The sequence below is a fragment of the Fuchsiella alkaliacetigena genome (assembly GCF_023227765.1).
Lineage (GTDB): Bacteria > Bacillota > Halanaerobiia > Halobacteroidales > Acetohalobiaceae > Fuchsiella > Fuchsiella alkaliacetigena.
This window is the reverse complement of record NZ_JALKBZ010000005.1, coordinates 67,240-88,110: the sequence shown is the minus strand read 5'-3', so window position 1 is coordinate 88,110 and position 20,871 is coordinate 67,240. Positions and strand designations below refer to the sequence as shown.

Annotated in this window: 24 protein-coding genes; 23 read left to right on the top strand and 1 reads right to left on the bottom strand. The window is 38.2% G+C overall.

Annotated elements, in window-relative coordinates; genetic code table 11:
- The first annotated feature begins 207 nt into the window (after positions 1–207).
- The 4 genes from pta to MWH30_RS02690 all read left to right on the top strand — a co-directional run bounded on the left by pta (position 208) and on the right by MWH30_RS02690 (position 3,830).
- Positions 208–1,215: a phosphate acetyltransferase gene (gene pta / locus MWH30_RS02705; RefSeq protein WP_248662504.1), complete on the top strand. Its 1,008-nt coding sequence runs from the start codon at positions 208–210 to the stop codon at positions 1,213–1,215.
- A 55-nt stretch (positions 1,216–1,270) separates the two neighbouring features.
- Positions 1,271–2,464 carry an acetate/propionate family kinase gene (locus tag MWH30_RS02700; RefSeq protein WP_308221596.1) on the top strand — a complete coding sequence of 398 codons (1,194 nt, stop codon included), beginning with the start codon at positions 1,271–1,273 and terminating at the stop codon, positions 2,462–2,464.
- A gap of 140 nt (positions 2,465–2,604) precedes the next feature.
- Positions 2,605–3,138 (top strand): macro domain-containing protein, encoded by a 534-nt coding sequence (locus MWH30_RS02695; protein ID WP_248662503.1) that lies wholly within the window; start codon positions 2,605–2,607, stop codon positions 3,136–3,138.
- Positions 3,139–3,236: 98 nt separating this feature from the next.
- Positions 3,237–3,830: an ankyrin repeat domain-containing protein gene (locus MWH30_RS02690; protein WP_248662502.1), complete on the top strand. Its 594-nt coding sequence runs from the start codon at positions 3,237–3,239 to the stop codon at positions 3,828–3,830.
- A 26-nt stretch (positions 3,831–3,856) separates the two neighbouring features.
- Here MWH30_RS02690 and MWH30_RS02685 read toward each other — a convergent pair whose 3' ends face one another.
- Positions 3,857–4,912, bottom strand: coding sequence for an NAD(P)/FAD-dependent oxidoreductase (locus tag MWH30_RS02685; RefSeq protein WP_248662518.1), 1,056 nt, complete (start codon positions 4,910–4,912; stop codon positions 3,857–3,859).
- 182 nt (positions 4,913–5,094) lie between these two features.
- Here MWH30_RS02685 and MWH30_RS02680 point away from each other — a divergent pair, with 182 nt between their 5' ends.
- The 19 genes from MWH30_RS02680 to MWH30_RS02590 all read left to right on the top strand — a co-directional run bounded on the left by MWH30_RS02680 (position 5,095) and on the right by MWH30_RS02590 (position 20,864).
- On the top strand, positions 5,095–5,577 hold the full coding sequence (locus tag MWH30_RS02680) for a YceD family protein (RefSeq protein ID WP_248662501.1): 483 nt from the start codon (positions 5,095–5,097) through the stop codon (positions 5,575–5,577).
- A gap of 37 nt (positions 5,578–5,614) precedes the next feature.
- Entirely contained in the window at positions 5,615–5,782 is a 168-nt protein-coding gene (gene rpmF, locus MWH30_RS02675; protein ID WP_248662500.1) for a 50S ribosomal protein L32, read from the top strand.
- 157 nt (positions 5,783–5,939) lie between these two features.
- Positions 5,940–6,506: a transcription factor FapR gene (gene fapR, locus MWH30_RS02670; RefSeq protein ID WP_248662499.1), complete on the top strand. Its 567-nt coding sequence runs from the start codon at positions 5,940–5,942 to the stop codon at positions 6,504–6,506.
- A 12-nt stretch (positions 6,507–6,518) separates the two neighbouring features.
- Positions 6,519–7,526: a phosphate acyltransferase PlsX gene (gene plsX, locus MWH30_RS02665; protein ID WP_248662498.1), complete on the top strand. Its 1,008-nt coding sequence runs from the start codon at positions 6,519–6,521 to the stop codon at positions 7,524–7,526.
- A complete protein-coding gene (locus MWH30_RS02660; RefSeq protein WP_248662497.1) occupies positions 7,519–8,511 on the top strand; it encodes a beta-ketoacyl-ACP synthase III in 993 nt (330 codons plus the stop codon). The genes plsX and MWH30_RS02660 overlap by 8 nt, the downstream gene beginning before the upstream one ends.
- A gap of 21 nt (positions 8,512–8,532) precedes the next feature.
- Entirely contained in the window at positions 8,533–9,477 is a 945-nt protein-coding gene (fabK, locus tag MWH30_RS02655; protein ID WP_248662496.1) for an enoyl-[acyl-carrier-protein] reductase FabK, read from the top strand.
- A gap of 30 nt (positions 9,478–9,507) precedes the next feature.
- Positions 9,508–10,440 (top strand): ACP S-malonyltransferase, encoded by a 933-nt coding sequence (fabD, locus tag MWH30_RS02650; protein ID WP_248662495.1) that lies wholly within the window; start codon positions 9,508–9,510, stop codon positions 10,438–10,440.
- Between the two features lie 48 nt (positions 10,441–10,488).
- Positions 10,489–11,232, top strand: a complete 744-nt coding sequence (gene fabG, locus MWH30_RS02645; protein ID WP_248662494.1) for a 3-oxoacyl-[acyl-carrier-protein] reductase — start codon at positions 10,489–10,491, stop codon at positions 11,230–11,232.
- A 52-nt stretch (positions 11,233–11,284) separates the two neighbouring features.
- Positions 11,285–11,515 (top strand): acyl carrier protein, encoded by a 231-nt coding sequence (locus MWH30_RS02640; RefSeq protein ID WP_248662493.1) that lies wholly within the window; start codon positions 11,285–11,287, stop codon positions 11,513–11,515.
- Positions 11,516–11,643: 128 nt separating this feature from the next.
- Entirely contained in the window at positions 11,644–12,609 is a 966-nt protein-coding gene (locus MWH30_RS02635) for an NAD(P)H-dependent flavin oxidoreductase (protein WP_248662492.1), read from the top strand.
- Positions 12,610–12,611: 2 nt separating this feature from the next.
- On the top strand, positions 12,612–13,850 hold the full coding sequence (gene fabF / locus MWH30_RS02630; RefSeq protein WP_248662491.1) for a beta-ketoacyl-ACP synthase II: 1,239 nt from the start codon (positions 12,612–12,614) through the stop codon (positions 13,848–13,850).
- Between the two features lie 38 nt (positions 13,851–13,888).
- Entirely contained in the window at positions 13,889–14,593 is a 705-nt protein-coding gene (gene rnc, locus MWH30_RS02625; protein ID WP_248662490.1) for a ribonuclease III, read from the top strand.
- 48 nt (positions 14,594–14,641) lie between these two features.
- Positions 14,642–15,880 (top strand): BaiN/RdsA family NAD(P)/FAD-dependent oxidoreductase, encoded by a 1,239-nt coding sequence (locus MWH30_RS02620; RefSeq protein ID WP_248662489.1) that lies wholly within the window; start codon positions 14,642–14,644, stop codon positions 15,878–15,880.
- A 68-nt stretch (positions 15,881–15,948) separates the two neighbouring features.
- Positions 15,949–16,533 (top strand): hypothetical protein, encoded by a 585-nt coding sequence (locus MWH30_RS02615; protein ID WP_248662488.1) that lies wholly within the window; start codon positions 15,949–15,951, stop codon positions 16,531–16,533.
- Between the two features lie 245 nt (positions 16,534–16,778).
- Entirely contained in the window at positions 16,779–17,201 is a 423-nt protein-coding gene (locus MWH30_RS02610) for a HutP family protein (protein WP_248662487.1), read from the top strand.
- A gap of 22 nt (positions 17,202–17,223) precedes the next feature.
- Positions 17,224–17,589 (top strand): chorismate mutase, encoded by a 366-nt coding sequence (aroH, locus tag MWH30_RS02605; RefSeq protein WP_248662486.1) that lies wholly within the window; start codon positions 17,224–17,226, stop codon positions 17,587–17,589.
- Positions 17,590–17,616: 27 nt separating this feature from the next.
- Positions 17,617–18,696, top strand: a complete 1,080-nt coding sequence (gene hisC, locus MWH30_RS02600; RefSeq protein WP_248662485.1) for a histidinol-phosphate transaminase — start codon at positions 17,617–17,619, stop codon at positions 18,694–18,696.
- A 29-nt stretch (positions 18,697–18,725) separates the two neighbouring features.
- Positions 18,726–19,739, top strand: a complete 1,014-nt coding sequence (gene aroF, locus MWH30_RS02595) for a 3-deoxy-7-phosphoheptulonate synthase (protein ID WP_248662484.1) — start codon at positions 18,726–18,728, stop codon at positions 19,737–19,739.
- A gap of 24 nt (positions 19,740–19,763) precedes the next feature.
- A complete protein-coding gene (locus MWH30_RS02590) occupies positions 19,764–20,864 on the top strand; it encodes a prephenate dehydrogenase (protein ID WP_248662483.1) in 1,101 nt (366 codons plus the stop codon).
- The last annotated feature ends 7 nt before the right edge of the window (positions 20,865–20,871 follow it).

Genomic DNA, 20,871 nt, shown 5'->3' with positions numbered 1-20,871 from the left:
CTTATTTTCAATTCCTGGCTCAAAATTATTTTATTTTATAAAAATTTTATTATATTTTTTGCAGGAAAAATCTAAGATATACAGAATATATTGTATAGGGGAAAATTAACTGGTGTAACTAATATCTCTAGCTTAGGAGTTATAGGAGTTCCAGTTTTAATTTTCAGAAAATTAAAATAAATAAATCAAAAGGAGGAAGATAAGAATATGGGTTTTGTAGAAGAAATCAGAAAAAAAGCAAGTGAAGATCTGCAGACTATTGTATTACCTGAAGGTACAGAGCCGAGAATGATTAAGGCTACCCCGGAGATTTTAGAGGAAGGGATAGCTGAAATTATTCTAATCGGTAATGAAGATGAGCTAAATGGTATTGCCGATGATGAGGGGGTTGATATCTCCGGAGCTGAGATAATTGATCCTGCAGAGTCGGATCGTTTAGATGACTTTGCCAGTGATTATTATGAATTGAGAAAACACAAGGGGATCTCAGAAGCAGATGCCAAAGAACAGATGCAGGAGTCTCTATACTTTGGGGCTATGCTGGTTGAAAAAGGGATTGCTGATGGAATAGTAGCTGGAGCCTTAAATACCACTGCTAATGTATTACGTCCAGTGATCAGAATTATCGGTACTGATGAAGGAGTATCGGTAGTTTCAGGTTCTTTCTTAATGATTGTACCTGATTGTGAGTATGGAGCAGAGGGTAAGATGTTATTTGCTGATAGTGGAGTTTTCCCAGAAGGAACTCCAGAAGAGTTAGCTGAAGTAGCTATTTCCTCGGCTAAAACCTTTGAATCTTTAACAGGTGAAGAGCCAGTAGTAGCTATGTTATCCTTTTCCACTAAGGGAAGTGCAGAACATCCTTTAGTAGATAGAATGGTTGAAGCAACAAAGATCTGTAAGGAAAAAGCTCCTGACTTAATGGTTGACGGAGAGATGCAAGGAGATGCTGCTTTAGTGCCTGAAATTGGGGCTAAGAAGGCTCCTGATAGTGATGTAGCTGGAAAGGCTAATGTTTTAATCTTCCCAGACTTAAATGGAGGTAATATTGCTTATAAATTAGTACAGCGTTTAGCTAAGGCAGATGCTTTTGGGCCGCTAATTCAGGGAACTGCCTTACCGGCTAATGACTTATCTAGAGGCTGTAGTGTAGAGGACATTGTTACTGTAACTGCTATTACAGCAGCACAGTCTCAATTTAGAAAGAGTCAATAATTATTTTAAATTTTATTAATAGCATAAACATAATTTTAAAGAGGGGGAATAAATTGTGAAAATATTGGTATTGAATTGTGGAAGTTCTTCGGCTAAGTATCAGTTTATTAACATGGAAGATGAGTCAGTATTGGCGAGTGGGGTTATAGAGAGAATTGGCATTGATGGTGCCTTTTTGACTCACGAGCCGGCTGATGGAGAGGAAGTAACTATTGAGAACGATATTCCGGATCACAATGTAGCTATTAAGATGGTGATCGATGCTTTATTGGATGATGATCACGGAGTAATTACTGATATGGACGAGATTGGAGCTGTGGGCCATAGAGTAGTACATGGTGGTGAAAACTTTTCTGAGTCAGTAGTAATTGATGATGAGGTATATGATGCTATTGATGATGTAAAGCATTTAGCACCTTTACACAACCCGCCGAACTTATTAGGAATTGAGGTTAGTCAAGAGTTAATGCCGGATACTCCGGATGTAGCGGTCTTTGATACTGCTTTCCATCAAACTATGCCAGAGAAGTCTTATATGTATGCTATTCCTTATGAGCTATATGAAGACTATGGAATTCGTCGTTATGGATTCCACGGTACTTCGCATAAGTTTGTAGCTGGTAAAGCAGCTGAGCTTTTGGATAAGCCTATTGAGGACTTAAAGATTATTACTTGTCACTTAGGAAATGGTGCCAGCATGGCAGCAGTTGATGGTGGTAAGGTAATGGATACTAGCATGGGCTTAACTCCTCTTGAAGGATTAGTAATGGGAACTCGTTGTGGAGATTTAGATCCGGCAATTGTTCCTTTCATTATGGAAAAAGAAGATTTAGATCCTAAAGAGGTAGATAACTTACTGAATAAGAAGAGTGGTGTAGCTGGACTATCAGGAGTAAGTAATGACTTTAGAGATATCGGTGCAGCTGCTGAGGAAGGTAATGAAAGAGCACAGATAGCTATCGATGTCTTCTGTCAGCGAGTGAAGAAGTATATCGGTTCTTATTCGGCAGTACTAGGTGGAGTAGACATAGTAGTCTTCACTGCTGGTATTGGTGAAAACGCTATTGAAATTAGAAGCCAGATTCTAGAAGGCTTAGAGTACTTAGGTATTAAAGTTGATGAAGAAAAGAATGATATCAGAGGTGAAGATCAGATAATTACTACTGATGACTCTGATACTGTAGCTGCGGTACTACCAACTAATGAAGAGCTAGTAATTGCTCGCGATACTAAAGAATTAGTTGAGTAAGCTAGAAAAATAAATAGATTAAACAATAACTCCTGGAGCCTGCTGTTCCAGGGGTTATTTTATATTTGAGCAGTTTTTAAGCTGGTATTGACTGTTATTTATTGAAAAGATGGGTTATAATAAAAGAGGAGGTTTTAATTATGAAAAAAGAGATAGCTGGAGTTACTTTGGAGGTTGTGCAAGGAGATATAGCTAAACAGGAGGATGTAGTGGCTATTGTTAATGCTGCTAATGCTCAGTTGAAAACTGGAGGAGGAGTAGCAGGAGCTATTCATCGGGCGGCGGGCCCGGAGTTAGCAAAAGAATGTCAGCCCTTAGCACCTATTGAACCTGGAGAAGCAGTGATTACTGGAGCACATAATTTGCCTAATCAGTATGTAATTCACTGTTTAGGACCGGTTTATGGAAGAGATGAACCGGCAGTTGAGTTATTAGCAGACTGTTATCGTAATTCTTTACAACTAGCTGAAGAAAAGAAAATAACTTCACTTGCTTTCCCGGCTATTTCCACTGGTACTTTTGGCTATCCTCTTAATGAAGCAACTGAAGTGGTTTTTACAGTGATTTCAGAGTTAATAGCTAACTTAAATCAGCTTAATAAAATAAGATTTGTACTATTTAGCGATAGTGACTTTGAAACATATAAACATAAACTGTCAACTTTAACATATTAATACCTCATCATTAAAGGAGGTATTAGCTCAATTAGTATAGAACAGATAAACAGGAAGTTGTAGTAGTTAATTTAGTTTAAAAAAAGGAGGGAGTTATTATGAAAAAAAGTGTTAGAATGTTAGTTTTAGTATTAATTTTACTGTTTGTTATTTCAGGCTGTGGTACTAATGATGAAGAAGTGGAAACTACAGCACCAGAAGAGGAAGCTTTTATGGAGGAAGAGGCTCCAGTTGAAGAAGAGACATCTATTATTGAAGAAGAAATTGAGGAAGAAATGGAAGCAGAAGAGGAGTCGATAAGTATGGAAGATATAAATTGGCATTCTGTTTCTGTGGCTGAGCTTGAAGAAGCAATGGCTAAGGATTTGGATATTAATGATTCCAATGAGGATGGCGAGACTCCTTTAATGAAGGCGGCGGCTGCTCGTAATTTAGAGGTAGTAGAGTTTTTAGTTGAAGCTGGAGCAGAGCTTGATGCTCAAGATGAAAAAGGTAAAAGTGCTTTAATTCATGCTGCTTATAATGGTAATGAGTCGATTATAGACTCTTTATTAACTTATCAAGTTGATGCTAGCCTAGAGGATGAGACTGGGACTACTGCTCTTGATTATTTAAGCTATCATCTTGAAGGAAGCAAGGAAGCAAGAGATGATTTTGAAGTTTATGAAAAGTTGAAAGCGGCTACTAATTAAAAAAACCCGTTTCAAAACGGGTTTTTTTAATTAAGTCTAGAGGCAAAAGGAGTGCTTAACCAAGCGATAAGCTTAGTTAAATTAATTTTGCGTTGTAGAAATAATTGCTTAACTAATTTATTATTTAAGCTCTTAACTAATTTATCGTAGTGCTGATTTGACATTGCTCCTATTATCTTTCTTAGTTTATAAGAGGCTTGATAGTCGCGGCGCAATCTTTTAGTTAACTGATTGTAGTCTTTGTTTTGAGTAATTGCTTCTACAGCTAGCAGACTACTTTCTATAGCACTAAACTGCCCAAAACCTAAAAAGGGCATTATAAAACCGCCAGCATTACCGACTAGATAAGTATTATCAAAGGCTTGGGTTTTGCTTTTTCCTATTTCATACTTATCTATTTGAAAGGTATCTTTAACTTCAAAGTTAAAGTTCAGTTGATTTAAGAATTTCTGCCAAAGCTCTTTCCAGTCTACAATATCGTAAGGGGTTGCGAGAGCTATGGAGGCTAGTTTTTCTTCAAAAGGAAGCAAGTAAGCATAGCCTTGGGGAGCAAAGTTTTGATTAAGCCACATTTTAACAGTAGTAACTTCAAAATTACCTTTGATGGTAGCACCAATTATTTTAACTGAAACATCTGTTTTTTGCCATTGCTTAAGATTTTTAGTAATTTGAGGGTCGCCGGTAGCGATAATCACCTTATCAAATTCATTTTTTAGTTTTTGATAATCAGGTTCTTGTTCGTAGTTTATTTTGCTATTTATTAATTTTGCTAACTGCTTTTCTAAGGAAGTAGGATAGTTACCTCTGATAGTAATATAGCCAATATCTCCAGCAATAGTTGCTTTCTCTTGGGGACTATAAAACTCCAATTTGCTGATGGGAAAAGTTGGCTGTAGGGGAAGCTTATGCTCGAGGCTTAAATAATAAAAGACATCTTTGATGGGGGAGTTTATAAAGTGCATCATTGCTTCTGCATTAACAAAGCGGGCCCCAACTTTTTCTCTTTTTTCAAATATTATCGGTTGAAATCCATAGTTTTCTAGTTTATAAGCAGCAGTTAAGCCACTAAGTCCGGCTCCAATAATAGCTATTTTGATACTATCCCTCCTACCGAAAGTAGTAATAATATTATTTTCAATTATTGAGTTAAGTATGTTGAATAAATTTATTATTAAATGATCTGCTTAGTCTTTAGCTTACTTAATCCTTGACAAGACTATAACTTATATACTATAATTAATGTGGTAAATCTTGAGGTGATTAGATGAAAATTATTATTGATAATATTATTGAAGACGTAGGTGCCTATAAAGAGTTAGAGGCAGAAATTAATCCTTTAGATATTAAAATCATTGATAGAGAAATAGAGATAACTAAGCCTATCAATCTTAAGTTACATGTAATTAATGCTGAGGATGAATTTTTAATTAGTGGAGATATTAGCTTAGAATTTAATGTAGCCTGTAGTAGGTGCTTAAAGCGCTTTGATTTACCGTTAGTTATTGAGATTAATGAGGAAGTTTCCAAAGATAGGGTTGAAGCTGCTAGGAATTCCATAATAGATATTAGCAAGGAAGTTAGAGATAATATTATGGTAGCTATTCCTATGAATCCCGTTTGTGACCAGAACTGTGCTGGGCTATGTCCAGGGTGTGGTCTTAACTTAAATGAGGATGACTGTGACTGTTTTATGCATACAGTTGACCCTAGGTTGGCTAAATTGGAAGAACTTTTAGACAATAATTAATTGATCAGCAGGGTAGGCTTTAAAGGAGGTGTTAGGAGTGGCAGTACCTAAGCGACGTACTTCTAAATCAAGAAAACGTAAGCGGAGGACTCATTGGAAGTTAAATGCTCCCAATTTAATTGAATGTCCACAATGTACTGAACTTAAATTATCGCATCATGTATGTAAAGAATGTGGATATTATAAGGGGCGGGCTGTTAAGTAAATATTTTGATGATGCCCAGGAGATTATAACTTCTGGGCTTTTTGAATGTTTATAGTTATTAATTTTTCTTGAATATTTATTCGCTTTAATATATAATATCAATGTTAGTAATTTTGGTAGCAGGTCTTAATACCAGCTATAAACTAGGTGATAAATAATGAAAAAAAAACTAGCAAAGTCGGAAAGACAACAAGTATTACAAAAAACATTAGCTGAAAATCCTTTTTTAACTGATCGAGAGTTAGCGGATATTTTTGAAGTAAGCATTCAAACTATTCGCTTGGATAGATTGGAGTTAGATATTCCTGAAGTTAGAAAGAGAATGAAAAACTTAGCTAAGCGGGCCTATTCTAAAGTTAAGTCTGTTAGCGACTGTGAAATTGTAGGTGAATTAGTAGATGTTAACTTAAATAAATCAGGGGTATCTATTTTGGAGACTAGTGAAGATATGGCTTTAGAGAAGAGCCAAATTGTGAGAGGACACCATATTTTTGCCCATGCGAATACACTAGCAATAGCTATTTTAGATATAGATTTAGCCTTAACAGCTTCAACTAAGACAAAATTTATAAAACCAGTATATGCAGGCAGCAGATTAGTTGCTCAAGCAACTGTCAACACCATCAAAGGTGATACCTTTCAGATTGAAGTTAAGACTAAAGTAAAAGAAGGAAGGGTTTTTGAAGGAATCTTTACTATCTTTGCTGGTCAGGTATTGAGTTAAGGAGGTTTTGTAATGGAGATAGCAGTTGATGTAATGGGAGGGGACTATGCTCCTTTTGAAACTGTGAAAGGAGCTATTGAAGCTTTAGCGGAAATTGAAGCTGATATAGCACTAGTAGGAGATAAGGAAATAATTGAAAAGGAGCTAAAAATCTATGACTATAATGAGCATAGATTAAGAATAGAAGATGCTCCTGAAGTAATTGGGATGGATGAGACTCCAGCTAAAGCTATTCGAAGAAAAGATAAGTCATCAATTGTAGTGGGGGCTAATTTAGTAAAAGAAGGTCAAGCTGAGGCTTTGGTTTCAGCTGGAAGTACTGGGGCAGTTATGGCAGCTGGTCTGTTGAGAGTTGGCAGAATTAAGGGAGTTAAACGTCCGGCTATTGCTACGGTAATGCCTTCTTTAGTAGGAGAAACCTTAGTTTTAGATGTGGGAGCTCATGTAGATAGTGATCCAGAAAACTTAGTTCAGTATGCTTTAATGGGGAGTACTTATGTAGAAAAAATATTGAATAAAGATAATCCTAAAGTGGGGCTGTTGAGTGTAGGCGAAGAGGAAGAGAAAGGTAATGAATTAACTAAGGAAGCTTATCAATTATTAGAGGAAGTAAATATTAATTTTATTGGTAATGTAGAAGGAAGGGATATCTTTAATTCTGATTGCGACGTGATAGTTTGTGATGGTTTTGTGGGAAATGTGCTTTTGAAAACAGCTGAAGGATTAGCTGAAGCTGTATTTAAGATGTTTAAGGATGAGTTGGAGGAAAGTATAGTTGCTAAGCTAGGAGCTTTGCTAATGAAATCAGGCTTAAAGAATTTAAAGAAAAAGGTTGACTATACGGAGTATGGTGGTGCTCCGCTATTAGGTGTAGATGGAATAGTAATTATCGGTCACGGTAGCTCTAAAGCCAAGGCAATTAAAAATGCTATTACTGTAGCAGAAGAATCAGTTAAAAAAGGAGTATTGAAACTGATTAAAGAAAATATTAATGAAAGGACTGGTAGTCTCAATGGGTAATCAGCTAAGAAGGGCGGGAATTACTGGTGTCGCTAGTTATGTTCCCGAAAAGATTTTAACTAATCAGGATTTGGAAAAGATGGTTGATACCGATGATGAATGGATTAAAAGTAGGACTGGAATTGAAGAACGAAGGATTGCAGCTGAAGATACTGCAACTTCGGACTTAGCTTATCGAGCGGCTGAGGCTGCTTTGGAGGAGGCGGATTTAGCTGCTGAAGAGTTGGATTTAATTATAGTAGCTACTGTGACTCCTGATATGGTCTTTCCTGCTACAGCCTGTTTAGTTCAGGATAGATTGGGAGCTGAAAAAGCTGCAGCCTTTGATTTACAAGCCGGTTGTTCTGGTTTTGTTTATGCTTTGGCTACAGCGACTCAGTTTGTTAAGGCTGGAGCTTATGATAATGTCTTGGTTATAGGGGCTGAAACTTTATCTAAAATCACTAACTGGGAAGATCGTAATACCTGTATTTTATTTGGTGATGGTGCTGGAGCAGCAGTGGTACAAGTAGTGGAATCTGGAGGTATTTTAGCTAATGTTTTAGGAGCTGATGGTTCTGGTGGAGAGCTGTTGAAGGTACCAGCCGGTGGTTCTAGACAGCCTACTACTATAGAAACTGTGCAGAATGAGCTTCACTATATGCAGATGGAAGGGAATCAGGTCTTTAAGTTTGCTGTTAGAATTATGGGTAAGTCGGCTTTGAAGTCTATTGAAAAAGCTGGCTTACAAAGAGAGGATATTGACTTTTTTATTCCGCATCAGGCTAATACGAGGATTATTAATGCTGCTGCTAAACGATTGAAGCTTAGCGAGGAACAGGTCTTTGTTAACTTAGATAAGTATGGTAATACTTCTGCTGCTTCGATTCCTATTGCTTTAGCGGAGGCAGTTGAAGCGGGGAGGATTAATAAAGGAGATAATATTGTTTTAGTTGGCTTTGGAGCTGGCCTAACTTGGGCAGCTAGTACTATTGAATGGATTTAAGAAACATAAGGGGGTAGGAGAATGCTTAAAACAGAGTTATGTACAAGCTTGGGGATAGAGTATCCGATTTTACAGGGAGGAATGGCTTGGATTGCTACCGGTGAGCTAGCAGCGGCAGTTTCTAATGCTGGTGGTTTAGGGATTATTGGTGCCGGTAATGCTCCAGCCGAGGTAGTTAGAGCAGAGATTGAAAAAACTAAAGAATTAACTGATCAACCTTATGGTGTTAATGTTATGCTATTATCTCCTCATGTGGATCAAGTGATGGAGGTTGTTTATGAAGAAAAGGTACCAGTAATTACTACTGGGGCTGGTAATCCGGGTAAGTATATTGAAAAGTTGAAAGAAGTAGGTACTAAGGTAATTCCAGTGGTAGCTTCCGTTGCTTTGGCTAAGAGGATGGCTAGAATGGAAGTTGAGGCTTTAATTGCTGAGGGTACTGAAGCTGGAGGTCATATTGGTGAGCTGACTACTATGGCTTTAGTTCCGCAGATTGTTGATGCGGTAGATGTGCCGGTGATTGCTGCCGGAGGTATTGGTGATGGACGTGGTTTTGCTGCTGCTTTAACTTTAGGTGCTCAGGGAATTCAAGTAGGAACTAGATTTGTCTGTGCTGAAGAATGTACTGTTCATCCTAACTATAAGCAGGCTATTATTAAGGCTAGAGATAGAGATGCAGTGGTGACTGCTCGTTCTACTGGACATCCAGTTCGTAACCTAAAGAATCGCTTAACTAGAAAGTTGAGTAAACTGGAAAATTCTCAAGAGGTTGATAAGGAAAGATTAGAAGAGTTATGTGTAGGTAGCTTACGTAAAGCTGCTAGAGAAGGCGATGTGAAGGAAGGTAGTGTAATGGCTGGACAAGTAGCAGGAATGGTTGAAAGAGAAGAGACTGCTGCTGAAATAATAGATAGTTTATTGGCGGAGGCAAATGAAATTTTAAAGGAGAAGGCGAAACTACTTTAGTTCACAGTATAACTTAAGGAGGTTTGTAGAATGTCAGCCAAAATTGCTTTTTTGTTTCCAGGACAGGGAGCTCAAAAGGTAGGAATGGGTGCTGATTTTTATGAAGAATATGAAGTAGCCCAAGAGGTATTTAAGAAGGCAAACCAAGCTTTGGGTTTTGAAATTTCTGATTTAGCTTTCAACGGGCCCGCAGCTGAACTAAAAGAAACTGCTAATACCCAACCGGCTATTTTAACTATGAGTATAGCTGTTAATGAGGTACTAAAGGAAAAGGGAGTTCAAGCTGATGTAGTAGCAGGTCATAGTTTAGGTGAATATTCTGCTTTAGTAGCAGCTGGAGCTTTGAGCTTTAGTGAGGGCGTTAAGCTGGTTCGTAAGCGAGGAGAGTTTATGGAAGCTGCTGTTCCGTCAGGACAGGGAGCTATGGGAGCAGTTATTGGTTTGGATAGAGAAGATGTAGAGGCTGTTGTTGAAGAGGGTAGTGAGTTTGGAGTAGTGGAGTTAGCTAACTATAATACTCCTATTCAAACTGTGATTTCAGGTGCAGAAGAGGCAGTAGAGAAGACACTTGAGTTAGCTAAGGAAGCTGGAGCTAAAAGAGCTCTTCCTTTACCAGTTAGTGGTCCTTTTCATTCTAGTTTGATGGCTCCAGCTAGTGAGAAGCTAGCGGCTGAGTTAAATAAATTAAACTTAACTTCACCACAAGTTCCTTTATTGGCTAATGTAAGGGCTGATTATGTAGAAGATGTGGAGGAGATTAGAGAGGCTTTAATTGAACAATTAAGCGGTTCTGTTTACTGGGTAGATACTATTGAACAGATGGTAGCTGATGGTGTTGATACCTTTATTGAAGTAGGCCCGGGTAATACTTTAAAGAAATTTATGCGCAGAATAGATAGAAGTGTGACTGCTTTAAATGTTAATAGTGTGACTTCTTTGGAAAAGACATTAGCGAAATTATAGTATAAATTTTAACTTAACTTCCGATAATATGTAAGGGGAGGTGCGATAGTGAAATTAAAAGATAAGGTAGCAGTGGTTACTGGTAGCTCGCGAGGGATTGGAAGAGCAATTGCTTTAGATTTTGCTAAAGCAGGAGCTAAAGTAGTCGTTAATTATAGATCAAAGGAAAAAAAAGCTGAAGAGGTAGTTGAGCAGATTCGTGATTTAGGCCAGGAGTCCTTTGCTGTACAGGCCGACGTAACCAAGATGGCTGATGTTAAGTCGATGTTGGCAGCAGCTAAGGATAGCTTTGGCAGTATAGATATTTTAGTTAATAATGCCGGTATTACTAGAGATGGTCTCTTGTTAAGAATGAAGGAAGAAGACTGGCAGACAGTACTTGATGTCAACTTAACAGGAACCTTTAACTGTACTAAGGCAGTAACTAAGACGATGATGAAACAACGAAGTGGTAAGATTATCAATATTACTTCAGTAGTGGGAGTAATGGGTAATGCTGGGCAGGCTAACTATTCAGCTTCTAAAGCGGGAGTAATTGGCTTTACTAAATCTGTGGCCAAAGAGTTAGCCAGCAGATCTATTACTGTAAATGCTATAGCTCCAGGTTTTATTAAGTCTGAAATGACGGCTGAACTTAATTCAGAGCTTAAAGAGGAAATGTTGAATTCAATTCCTTTAGCTAGATTTGGTGACCCTGAAGAAGTAGCCCACTTAGCTACTTTCTTAGCTGCTGATGAGGCAGACTATATTACTGGTCAAGTAATTAATGTTGATGGCGGAATGGTGATCTAAGCTTAGTTAAATAGGCTTTAAGATATAGTTATTTGGAAGGGGGTGAGAGTTTATGTCAGTTTTAGATACAATCAAGGAGATTGTAGTGGAGGAGTTAGCTGTTGATCCAGATGAGGTGACAGATGATGCTTCATTTATTGATGATTTAGGGGCTGATTCTTTAGATATTGTAGAATTAGTAATGGCTTTTGAAGAGGAGTTTGATCTTGAAATCCCTGATGAAGATGCTGAAAGTATAGCTACAGTTAATGATGCTGTTGAGTACATTAATGAGAATGCTTAATTAAAGCTAATAGTTTGGAAAGCCTCTATGGAGGAGGCTTTCCTCTAAAATATAGTATAAATAGCTTCAATAAAAATGTTAGAGAGGGATTTAATTTTTCGAAGGATAAGAGATGGAGGAGATATATATTGGAATTACCTAAGTTAAAGATTGGAGACTTAATAGCTAAGCTACCAATTATTCAAGGAGGAATGGCCGTTAAGGTGTCCACAGCTCCATTAGCTGCTGCTGTAGCTAATGAAGGTGGGATAGGCTTGATAGCTGGCTCTGGACTCAGCACTCAAGAATTGAAGGCAGAGATTAAACGAGCTAAAAAGTTAAGTGAAGGAATTATTGGGGTTAATATTATGGTAGCCGTTAGTGAGTTTAAGGAGCTAGTTAAAGAATCAGTAGAACAAGGGATAGATTTAATTGTAGCTGGAGCAGGATTTTCTCGTGATCTGTTTACAATTGGCAAAGATAGTGGAGTACCGGTAGTTCCTATTGTTTCTTCAGTTAGATTAGCTAAGATCTCGGAAAAATTAGGTGCTGATGCTATTATTGTAGAGGGGAAAGAAGCTGGAGGTCATTTAGGAACCGATAAGCCAATGAAGGATTTATTAGCGGAAATTAAGGATGCTGTTGATATTCCGATTATTGTTGCTGGTGGAATTATAAATGGTCGAGATATTGCTGAAGCCTTGGAGCTAGGAGCTGATGGAGTACAAATGGGTTCTCGTTTTGTAGCTAGCCAGGAATGTGAAGTGGCAAGGGAGTTTAAGGAGCTATATATAAACTCTGATCCGGAGGATAGTTTGTTAGTAGAGAGTCCAGTGGGTTTACCGGGTAAAGCATTAAAAAATAAATTTACTGAAAGGTTAGCAGCTAATGAGATTACTACTGGAGATAGCTGTGATAATCTGTGTTTGAAAGACTGCTCAAGAGTTTATTGTATTATTAAAGCCCTTTTAGCAGCAAAAGAAGGAGATATGAGTAATGGTTTAGTTTTTGCTGGGGAAAGAGCTTTTGAAATTGATAGTATTGAGTCGGTTAAGAGTATTATCAATAGTTTAGTTAAAGAAGCGAAAAAGTTTTTAAATTTTAAGGAGGCTTAAGGATGAATAAGCGAGTTGTGGTAACCGGGATGGGAGTTATCTCTTCCTTGGGAAATAATATTGAAGATTACTGGTCAGCTTTAATTAATGGCGAGTCAGGAATAGATAATGTTACTCATTTTGATGTTAGTGAATTTGATTCTCAGATAGCAGCTGAAGTTAATGATTTTGAAGTTAAGGATTATATGGACCGCAAGGAAGCTAAGCGAATGGATAAGTTTGCTCAGTTTGCTGTTGCTGCTTCTAAGATGGCAGTAGAAGATGCTGAATTGGTAATAGATGAAAAGAATGCTGAAAGAACAGGTACTTTAGTAGGAAGTGGGATTGGAGGAATGAAGACCTTTGAAGAGCAAGCTGAAAGGTTGGTTAAAAGAGGGCCGGGTAGAATTAGTCCTTTCTTTATTCCAATGATGATTTCTAATATGGCAGCGGGGCAGGTTTCAATTCATTTAGGGGCTAAGGGCCCTAATACTACTGGGGTTTCTGCTTGTGCTTCTGGAACCAACTGTATTGGCGATGCTTTTCATATTATTAAGCGCGGTGATGCTGATATTATGGTTACGGGAGGAACTGAAGCAGCTATAACTCCACTGTCTTTTGCTGGCTTTTGTTCTATGAAGGCGATGTCTACTCGCAATGATGAGCCTCAAAAGGCTAGTCGTCCCTTTGATAAGGAACGGGATGGTTTTGTAATGGGAGAAGGAGCTGGAGTTTTAGTATTGGAGAGTTTAGAAAATGCTTTAGCTCGCGATGCAGAGATTTATGCTGAGGTAGCAGGTTATGGAATGGCCGGTGATGCTTATCATATTACTGCTCCTGATCCAGAAGCTGAAGGTGCTGTGCGTTCTATGCAAATGGCTGTAGATAATTCGGGTTTAGATTTAACGGAGATTGACTATATTAATGCTCACGGAACTTCTACTCCTCAAAATGATAAGTTGGAAACTTTGGCTATTAAGAAGGTTTTTGGTGATCATGCTCAGGAGTTAGTTATTAGCTCTACTAAGTCTATGACTGGACATCTCTTAGGTGCTGCGGGAGGAATAGAGGCTATTGCTTCAATTATGGCTGTTAAAGAAGGAGTAGTCCCCCCAACTATCAACTATGAAAATGACGATCCAGAATGTGATTTAGATTATGTTCCTAATCAGTCTCGCCAGGTAGATGTTAACGGCGTTTTATCTAATTCTTTAGGCTTTGGAGGGCATAATGCTACTTTGATATTTAAAAAATATGAGTAAACTAGTATAAACTTAGTAGAATTAAGGTTGTGAAAATTATGCTTAATAGTAATTATCAAGCAAAACTAACAGAGTTGCAGGAAAAAATAAAAATATCTTTCAATGATACGTCCTTATTGAAGAAGGCTTTAACTCATAAATCTTTTGCTAATGAAAATCGAGAGTTAAAACTAAAAGATAATGAAAGATTGGAGTTTTTGGGCGATTCTGTGCTGGATATCATAGTTAGTGAGTATATGTTTCAAGAGTATCCTAACTATCCTGAAGGGGAGTTAGCTAAAATGAGGGCCGTAGTGGTTAGTGCTCCGATTTTAGCTGATAAGGCTCGGTATTTAGACTTAGGTAGATATCTATTATTAGGCAAGGGAGAAGAGATGACTGGCGGACGTGATAGAAGCTCTATTTTAGCCGATGCTTTTGAAGCTTTAGTAGGCAGTATTTATTTAGATTCTGGTTTAGAAGTAGTACGTAGATTCGTTTTATCACTGCTGGAGCAGGATGTTAAAGAGGTTGAAATTGGGGAGCATATTCAAGACTATAAGACTACCTTACAGGAGTTAATCCAAAAGAGCTCTAATGCTCGGCCGGAGTATTATGTGATCGCCGAGGAGGGCCCGGACCATAGCAAAGAGTTTACAGTAGAAGTTAGATTTGACGGTCAACTATTGGGTCGCGGTAAGGGAAGTAGTAAAAAAGAAGCGCAGCAAAAAGCTGCCCGAGATGCATTGGAGAATATAGAGTAGCTCGTATAGATTTCGGGCTACTTTTTATTATATAGAGGTGGTTTTAAAATGGGATTAAAGGTATTAGTTGTAGGTGGTGGTGCTGCCGGAATGATGGCAGCTGGTGTAGCTGCTCAGCAGGAAGCCGAGGTATTACTTTTGGAAAAGAATGCTCAACTGGGTAAAAAGCTACTCTTGACAGGTAAAGGAAGATGTAACTTAACTAATGATTGTGAAATAGAAGAGTTAATTGCTAATTTTCCCGATACAGGTGCTTTTCTTTATAGTGCTTTTTACACCTTTAGTAATCAGCGCTTACGTCGTTTTTTTGCTCAACTTGGAGTGCCTACTAAGGTAGAGAGAGGAGGAAGGGTTTTCCCGGAGTCAAATTCAGCTCGACAGGTAGTGGCTGCTTTGAAGAAGTTTTTACAGGATCATCAGGTGAAGATTAACTTAAATACTGCTGTTGATAAGTTGTTATTAGCTGGAAATAGGATTGAAGGAGTTCAGGCTAGTTCAGGTAAGCAGTATTTAGCTGATAGGGTGATCTTTACTCCGGGGGGAGCTGCTTATCCGAGTACTGGTTCTGCTGGTGATGGTTATCGAATTTTAGAGGAGTTAGGACATACCATTCAATCGGTTCAGCCCTCGCTAGTTCCTTTGGAGGTTCAAGAGGGTTGGGTTCAGAAACTACAAGGTTTAACCTTGAAGAATGTGGAGGCGAGACTTTATTTAGCTGAGCAGTTGAAGGGAACTGAGTTTGGAGAGCTGCTCTTTACTCACTTTGGTCTCTCGGGCCCGATTATTTTGACTTTAAGTCGGCAGGTGGAGGATTTATTAGCAGCTCAGGGATTGCTTACTATAGAGATTGATTTAAAACCGGCCTTGGATCACCATAAGTTGGATGCTCGTTTGAAACGTGATTTTCAAAAGTATAGTCGTAAACAATTTAAAAATAGCTTAGGTGACTTATTGCCTAGTAAGTTAATTCCGATTATAGTGGAGTTAGCAGTGATACCGGCTACGAAAGTGGTAAATCAGATTACTAAAGAAGAAAGATATTCTCTAGTCGAATTACTTAAGTCTTTTTCTTTAACTATTACTGGTACTAGAGGCTTTAGGAAAGCAATTGTGACTAAGGGTGGAGTTGATACCGATGAAATTGATCCGGCAACTATGGAGTCTAAATTAATAAAAGGGCTTTTTTTAGCCGGGGAAGTAATAGATATCGATGCTTATACGGGTGGTTATAATCTTCAAGCGGCTTTTTCAACCGGTTATGTAGCTGGGAGCAGTGTTATTAATTGACTATAATTGGGATATTGTTCTTGGGATAAGCATAGAATTAAGTAAAAGTCAAATTATGAGGTGATTCTATGTCCCGGGGATTTTATAACTTTATTTTAAAGTTAATTGAAAAGATCGAGAGCTTATTGATTAAAGGAACGATCGTTTTGATTATTTTATTGATTACTGTGCAAATATCTTTTCAGCATCCTTTCAATGAAGAGTTAGACTTAAGGGATTCAGAATTGTTGCAGCGAGCAGCAAGTAATTCCATTGTAAATAGAGCTTTAAACTATTTGCCTTTTGAGCAACTAGAAAGTGGACAGTTGACTGAAGAACGAGAGTTAGAGCAGGCTAGCCAAGCTGTAGTTGGAGGGCAAAGTGAAATTCAACAAGGTGAAGTGACTTTACGGGTTTTAAATTTAACAGAAAGTGGAGAGCTTAAAGTATTAATTAATGAAGAAGTTAGGGAGCAGTTTAGTAGTAATTCGTTGCAGTTTTCTGTTGAACCTGGAGATGAAGTTGCTTTAGATGCTCGCGGAATAGAACAAGGATTGTGGGTGGAAGTAGTTGATGCTTCAGATAATATAGCTAGTTATAAAGTCGGAGAGCAGTTTTGGCTTCAAAATGAGGTGAAATCTTTGTTTGAAGTGGAGTTCGGAGAAAGATATTAATCTTGACTTGTAAAGAGAGTGGCTTTATGTTAATATAATTAAAAGCAATAAGTATTATGGTAGTATGGTATTACGGTAGGATGGTAGGATAGTGATTGAGTTAAAAATGGATAAACTACATTGGGCTTGGTCTGTTAGGATGGTTAGTTAGGGTAGGAAAACCAAGGCGCTTAGTTATATTATTATTTAAACACTCCTACCGGGGTGTTTTTTGTATTTTATTATCTTGAAGGAGGAAAGAAATAATGGATCAGGATCAAGATCAAGCCAGCAAGGAAGTAGCAACCGCAGCAATTAAGATGGCCTTAAGTAATCGTTCGGAGGAAAAAGTGTTAAAGGAAGAGTATGCTACTGAAAAGATGAAGGTAGCAGCAGTGGATTTTGGAGGTGAGTTTAGCTCTTCTATTAAGCAGATAATTGAAAGATCTATAGTTGCTGCTAAAAGAGAGTCGGTAATTCAAGATACTCATACTGATCAGGGAGCAATAGCTGGGGCTACTCGAGAAGCTTTAGCTCAAATTACTCCTAAAGCTGTGGGTTTTAATGTAGGAGGAAAGATTGGGATTGCCCGCCGCGGTGATCATATTAGTGTGGCTATCTTTTTTGCTATTGGTTTATTACATTTAAACGAGATGGCTATTGGTTTGGGACATCGAGCAGTACCTTAAAGTTAAGAAAGGAAGTATGCTGATGAGTAATAAAGTTTATGCAATTCGAGGGGCTATCACAGTAGAAGAGAATACTGAGGAGTCGATTTTAGCAGCTACCAAAGAACTAATAAAGGTAGCTATGCAGAGAAATAATTTAAGTGAAGAAAATATTATTTCTATGTTTTTTACTATGACTCAAGATTTAAATGCTGTTTTTCCAGCTCAGGCAGCTCGGAGTTTAGGTTTTGATTTTATACCTTTATTATGTGCTACGGAGATAGATGTACCGGGTTCTATATCTAAATGTATTAGGATTTTAATACATATCAATACTGAGATGGAACGTAAAGAGATTGAGCATACTTATTTGCGTAAGGCTGAAGGATTAAGGCCTGATTTAGCGTAATTAATTTAAATAAGGAGGAAGATAATAGTGATTAGAGAAGAAATTCTAGAAATTAGCCCTTATGTGCCGGGCAAACCTATTGAAGAGGTTAAAAGGGAGTTGGGATTGGATGAAGTAATTAAGTTGGCTTCTAATGAAAATCCTATTGGCCCTCCTAGCAAAGCAATAGAGGCTATGCAGTCAGTAGCTGAGGAGGTTCATATTTATCCTGATGGCAACTGTCATTATTTGCGGAGGGCTTTAAGTGAAAAACTAGGAGTTAGTCAAGAACAGTTGATTTTTGGTAATGGCTCCGATGGTCTTTTAGGCTTAATTGCTGAAACCTTTATTAAGCCGGGGGATGAGGTGATTATGGCTTATCCTTCCTTTAGTCAGTATGAGTTTGTGACTAATATTATGGGAGGAAATATAGTAACTGTTCCTTTAGTGGACTATACTCATGATCTAGCGGCGATGAAGAAGGCTATTAGTGCTAATACTAAGCTGATATTTGTCTGTAACCCCAATAATCCTACGGGGACTGTAGTTACTAAAAGTGAAGTAGAGGCCTTTTTAGAGGAGGTACCGGAAGAGGTAGTAGTTATCTTTGATGAGGCTTATTATGAATATGTAGATAATGAGGAGTATCCGGAAAGTTTGGATTATTTAGAGGATTATGAAAATGTAATTATCTTACGTACTTTTTCTAAGATCTATGCTTTAGCAGGCTTAAGAATCGGTTATGGAATTGCTAGTGAGGAAATAATAGATTATTTAGACCGGGTGCGACATCCTTTTAATGTGAACTCTATGGCCCAAAAGGCAGCTTTAGCGGCTTTAGAGGACGAGGAGCATTTAACTAATAGCTGTCAGCTCAATAATGCTGGTAAGGAGTATCTTTATCAAGAGTTGGAGAAGTTAGGATTAGAGTATGTGCCTACGGAAACTAATTTTATTTTATTCGATGTGGAGCAAAGTGCTGAAGATGTATTTGAGCAACTGCTTAAGCAAGGTATAATTGTTCGTAATGCGGGAGTATTTGGTTATGAAGAAATGATTCGGGTGACTATCGGTACTGAAGAACAAAATAAAAAATTCATTAAAGCTTTAAAGAATACCTTAGCGTAAGGTTCTTTAAAACTTAGGAGGGATTAAGTATGATAATTGTAATGGAAAATGATGCTAGTAAAGCACAGATTGATAATGTGGTGGCTAAAGTAAATGAAGAGGGTTTAGATACTCATGTTTCTGTAGGTGAAAGAAAGACAATTATTGGAGTGATTGGTGAAGGTAAAATTGAATTACGGCAGTCTATCGCTTCCTTGCAAGGGATTGAGAAGATTGTAGAGATTACTAAGCCTTATAAGCTCTCAGGTAAGCAGTTTAAAGAAGAGGATACTGTAGTTGAGATAGATGATGTGAAAATAGGTGGTGGTTCTTTTGCTGTGATGGCCGGGCCCTGTGCCGTGGAAAGCAAGGAGCAGCTATTTGCAGCAGCGGAGGCAGTTAAGGAAAAGGGAGCTCAGATTCTTCGCGGAGGAGCTTTTAAGCCGCGAACTTCTCCTTATAGCTTTCAAGGTTTAAAGAAGGACGGCTTGAAAATGTTGGGCGAAGCTAAAGAAAGAACTGGTTTGAAGATAATTACTGAAGTAATGGATACTCGTAGTGTATCTTTAGTGGGCAAGTATGCTGATATTATGCAAGTTGGAGCTAGAAATATGCAGAACTATCCTTTGCTTAATGAATTAGGAAAGCAGGACAAGCCGGTGATGCTTAAACGAGCTATGACAGCTACTTATAAAGAGCTGCTAATGGCGGCAGAATATATAATGGCTGGAGGCAATCATAATGTAATTCTTTGTGAGCGAGGAATTAGAACCTTTGTGGATTATACTAGGAACACAGTAGATATTTCTACTATACCAGTCATCAAGGAGTTAAGTCATTTACCGGTGATTGTAGATCCAAGTCACGGAACTGGTAAATGGAGTTTGGTTAATCCAATGGCTAAGGCTGCTTTAGCAGCAGGGGCAGATGGTTTAATGGTAGAGGTGCATCCTAATCCTACGGAGGCTCTTTGCGACGGCCCGCAATCTTTAAACCCCGACGGTTTTGGTAAGTTAATGGAGGAGTTAGGGCCTCTAGCTGAAGTTGTAGGTAAGGTAATTTAAAGTAGATTTTGGAGTTGAAAATTAATGGAGAGGATTAAAAAAGTAGCGATTATCGGAGTAGGATTACTAGGTAGCTCTTTAGGTTTAGCTTTAAAGCGTTTTACTGAAGTAACTGAAATTTATGGCTATGACCGTCAAGAGGAGCATTTAGCTACTGCTTTAGAAATAGGGGCTATCGATAAGAAGTTTATGGACTTTGAGAATGGCTTAGCTGAAGTGGATTTAGTAGTCTTAGCTGTACCAGTAGCAGCTATTACTGATACTTTGTTGGAGATTCAATCTAAGTTAACGGCTGAGACTATAGTTACTGATGTGGGAAGTACTAAAAGTGAGTTAGTAGCTGAGCTTAAGTTGCAGCTGGATTCTAAGCTGACTTATATTCCGGGTCATCCAATGACCGGCTCTGAAGTCAGCGGGCCAGCTGGAGCTGATGCCTATCTTTTTGAAAATGCTATTTATGTATTGACTCCCCTAGAGGATACTGAGCAAGAAAAGCTAGCTCTTTTAGAGGAACTTTTGGAAAAAGTGGGGGCTATACTGATGTATATGGAGCCGAATGATCACGATAGAGTTGTGGCTGCAGTTAGCCATTTGCCTCATCTTGTAGCTTGTGCTTTGGTGGATTCAGTAGGGGAGCTAGCTAAAACAGATGAACGAGCCTTCTTTCTGGCAGCGGGTGGTTTTAGGGATACCACGCGGATAGCAGCTGGAGATCCTACTATGTGGAGCGATATCTGTTTAAATAATGTAGAATATATTGTGGAAATGTTAGAAAACTTTAAGCAGAAGTTATTAGATTTTTCAGCTTTATTGACCGAAAGTGATTATCAGCAGTTATTTGATAAGTTTGCTAGTATCAAAGATTTACGAGAGGAGATTCCTAAAAAGCAGCGGGGACTGCTTCCGCCAGCTTATGAGTTGGTACTGACTATCCCGGATAGACCTAATGCTATTGCTAAAGTTACTTCTTTAATCGGTGAAGCTGGAATTAATATTACTGATATTGAGATTCTTCGGGTTAGAGAAAAAGGGGGTAGCTTGAGGTTGGCTTTTGCTACCGCGGGAGAGTTGAAAGCAGCAGAGGAGCTATTAATTGGAGCCGAGTATAAGGTGGAATTAAAGTAGTTGGAAG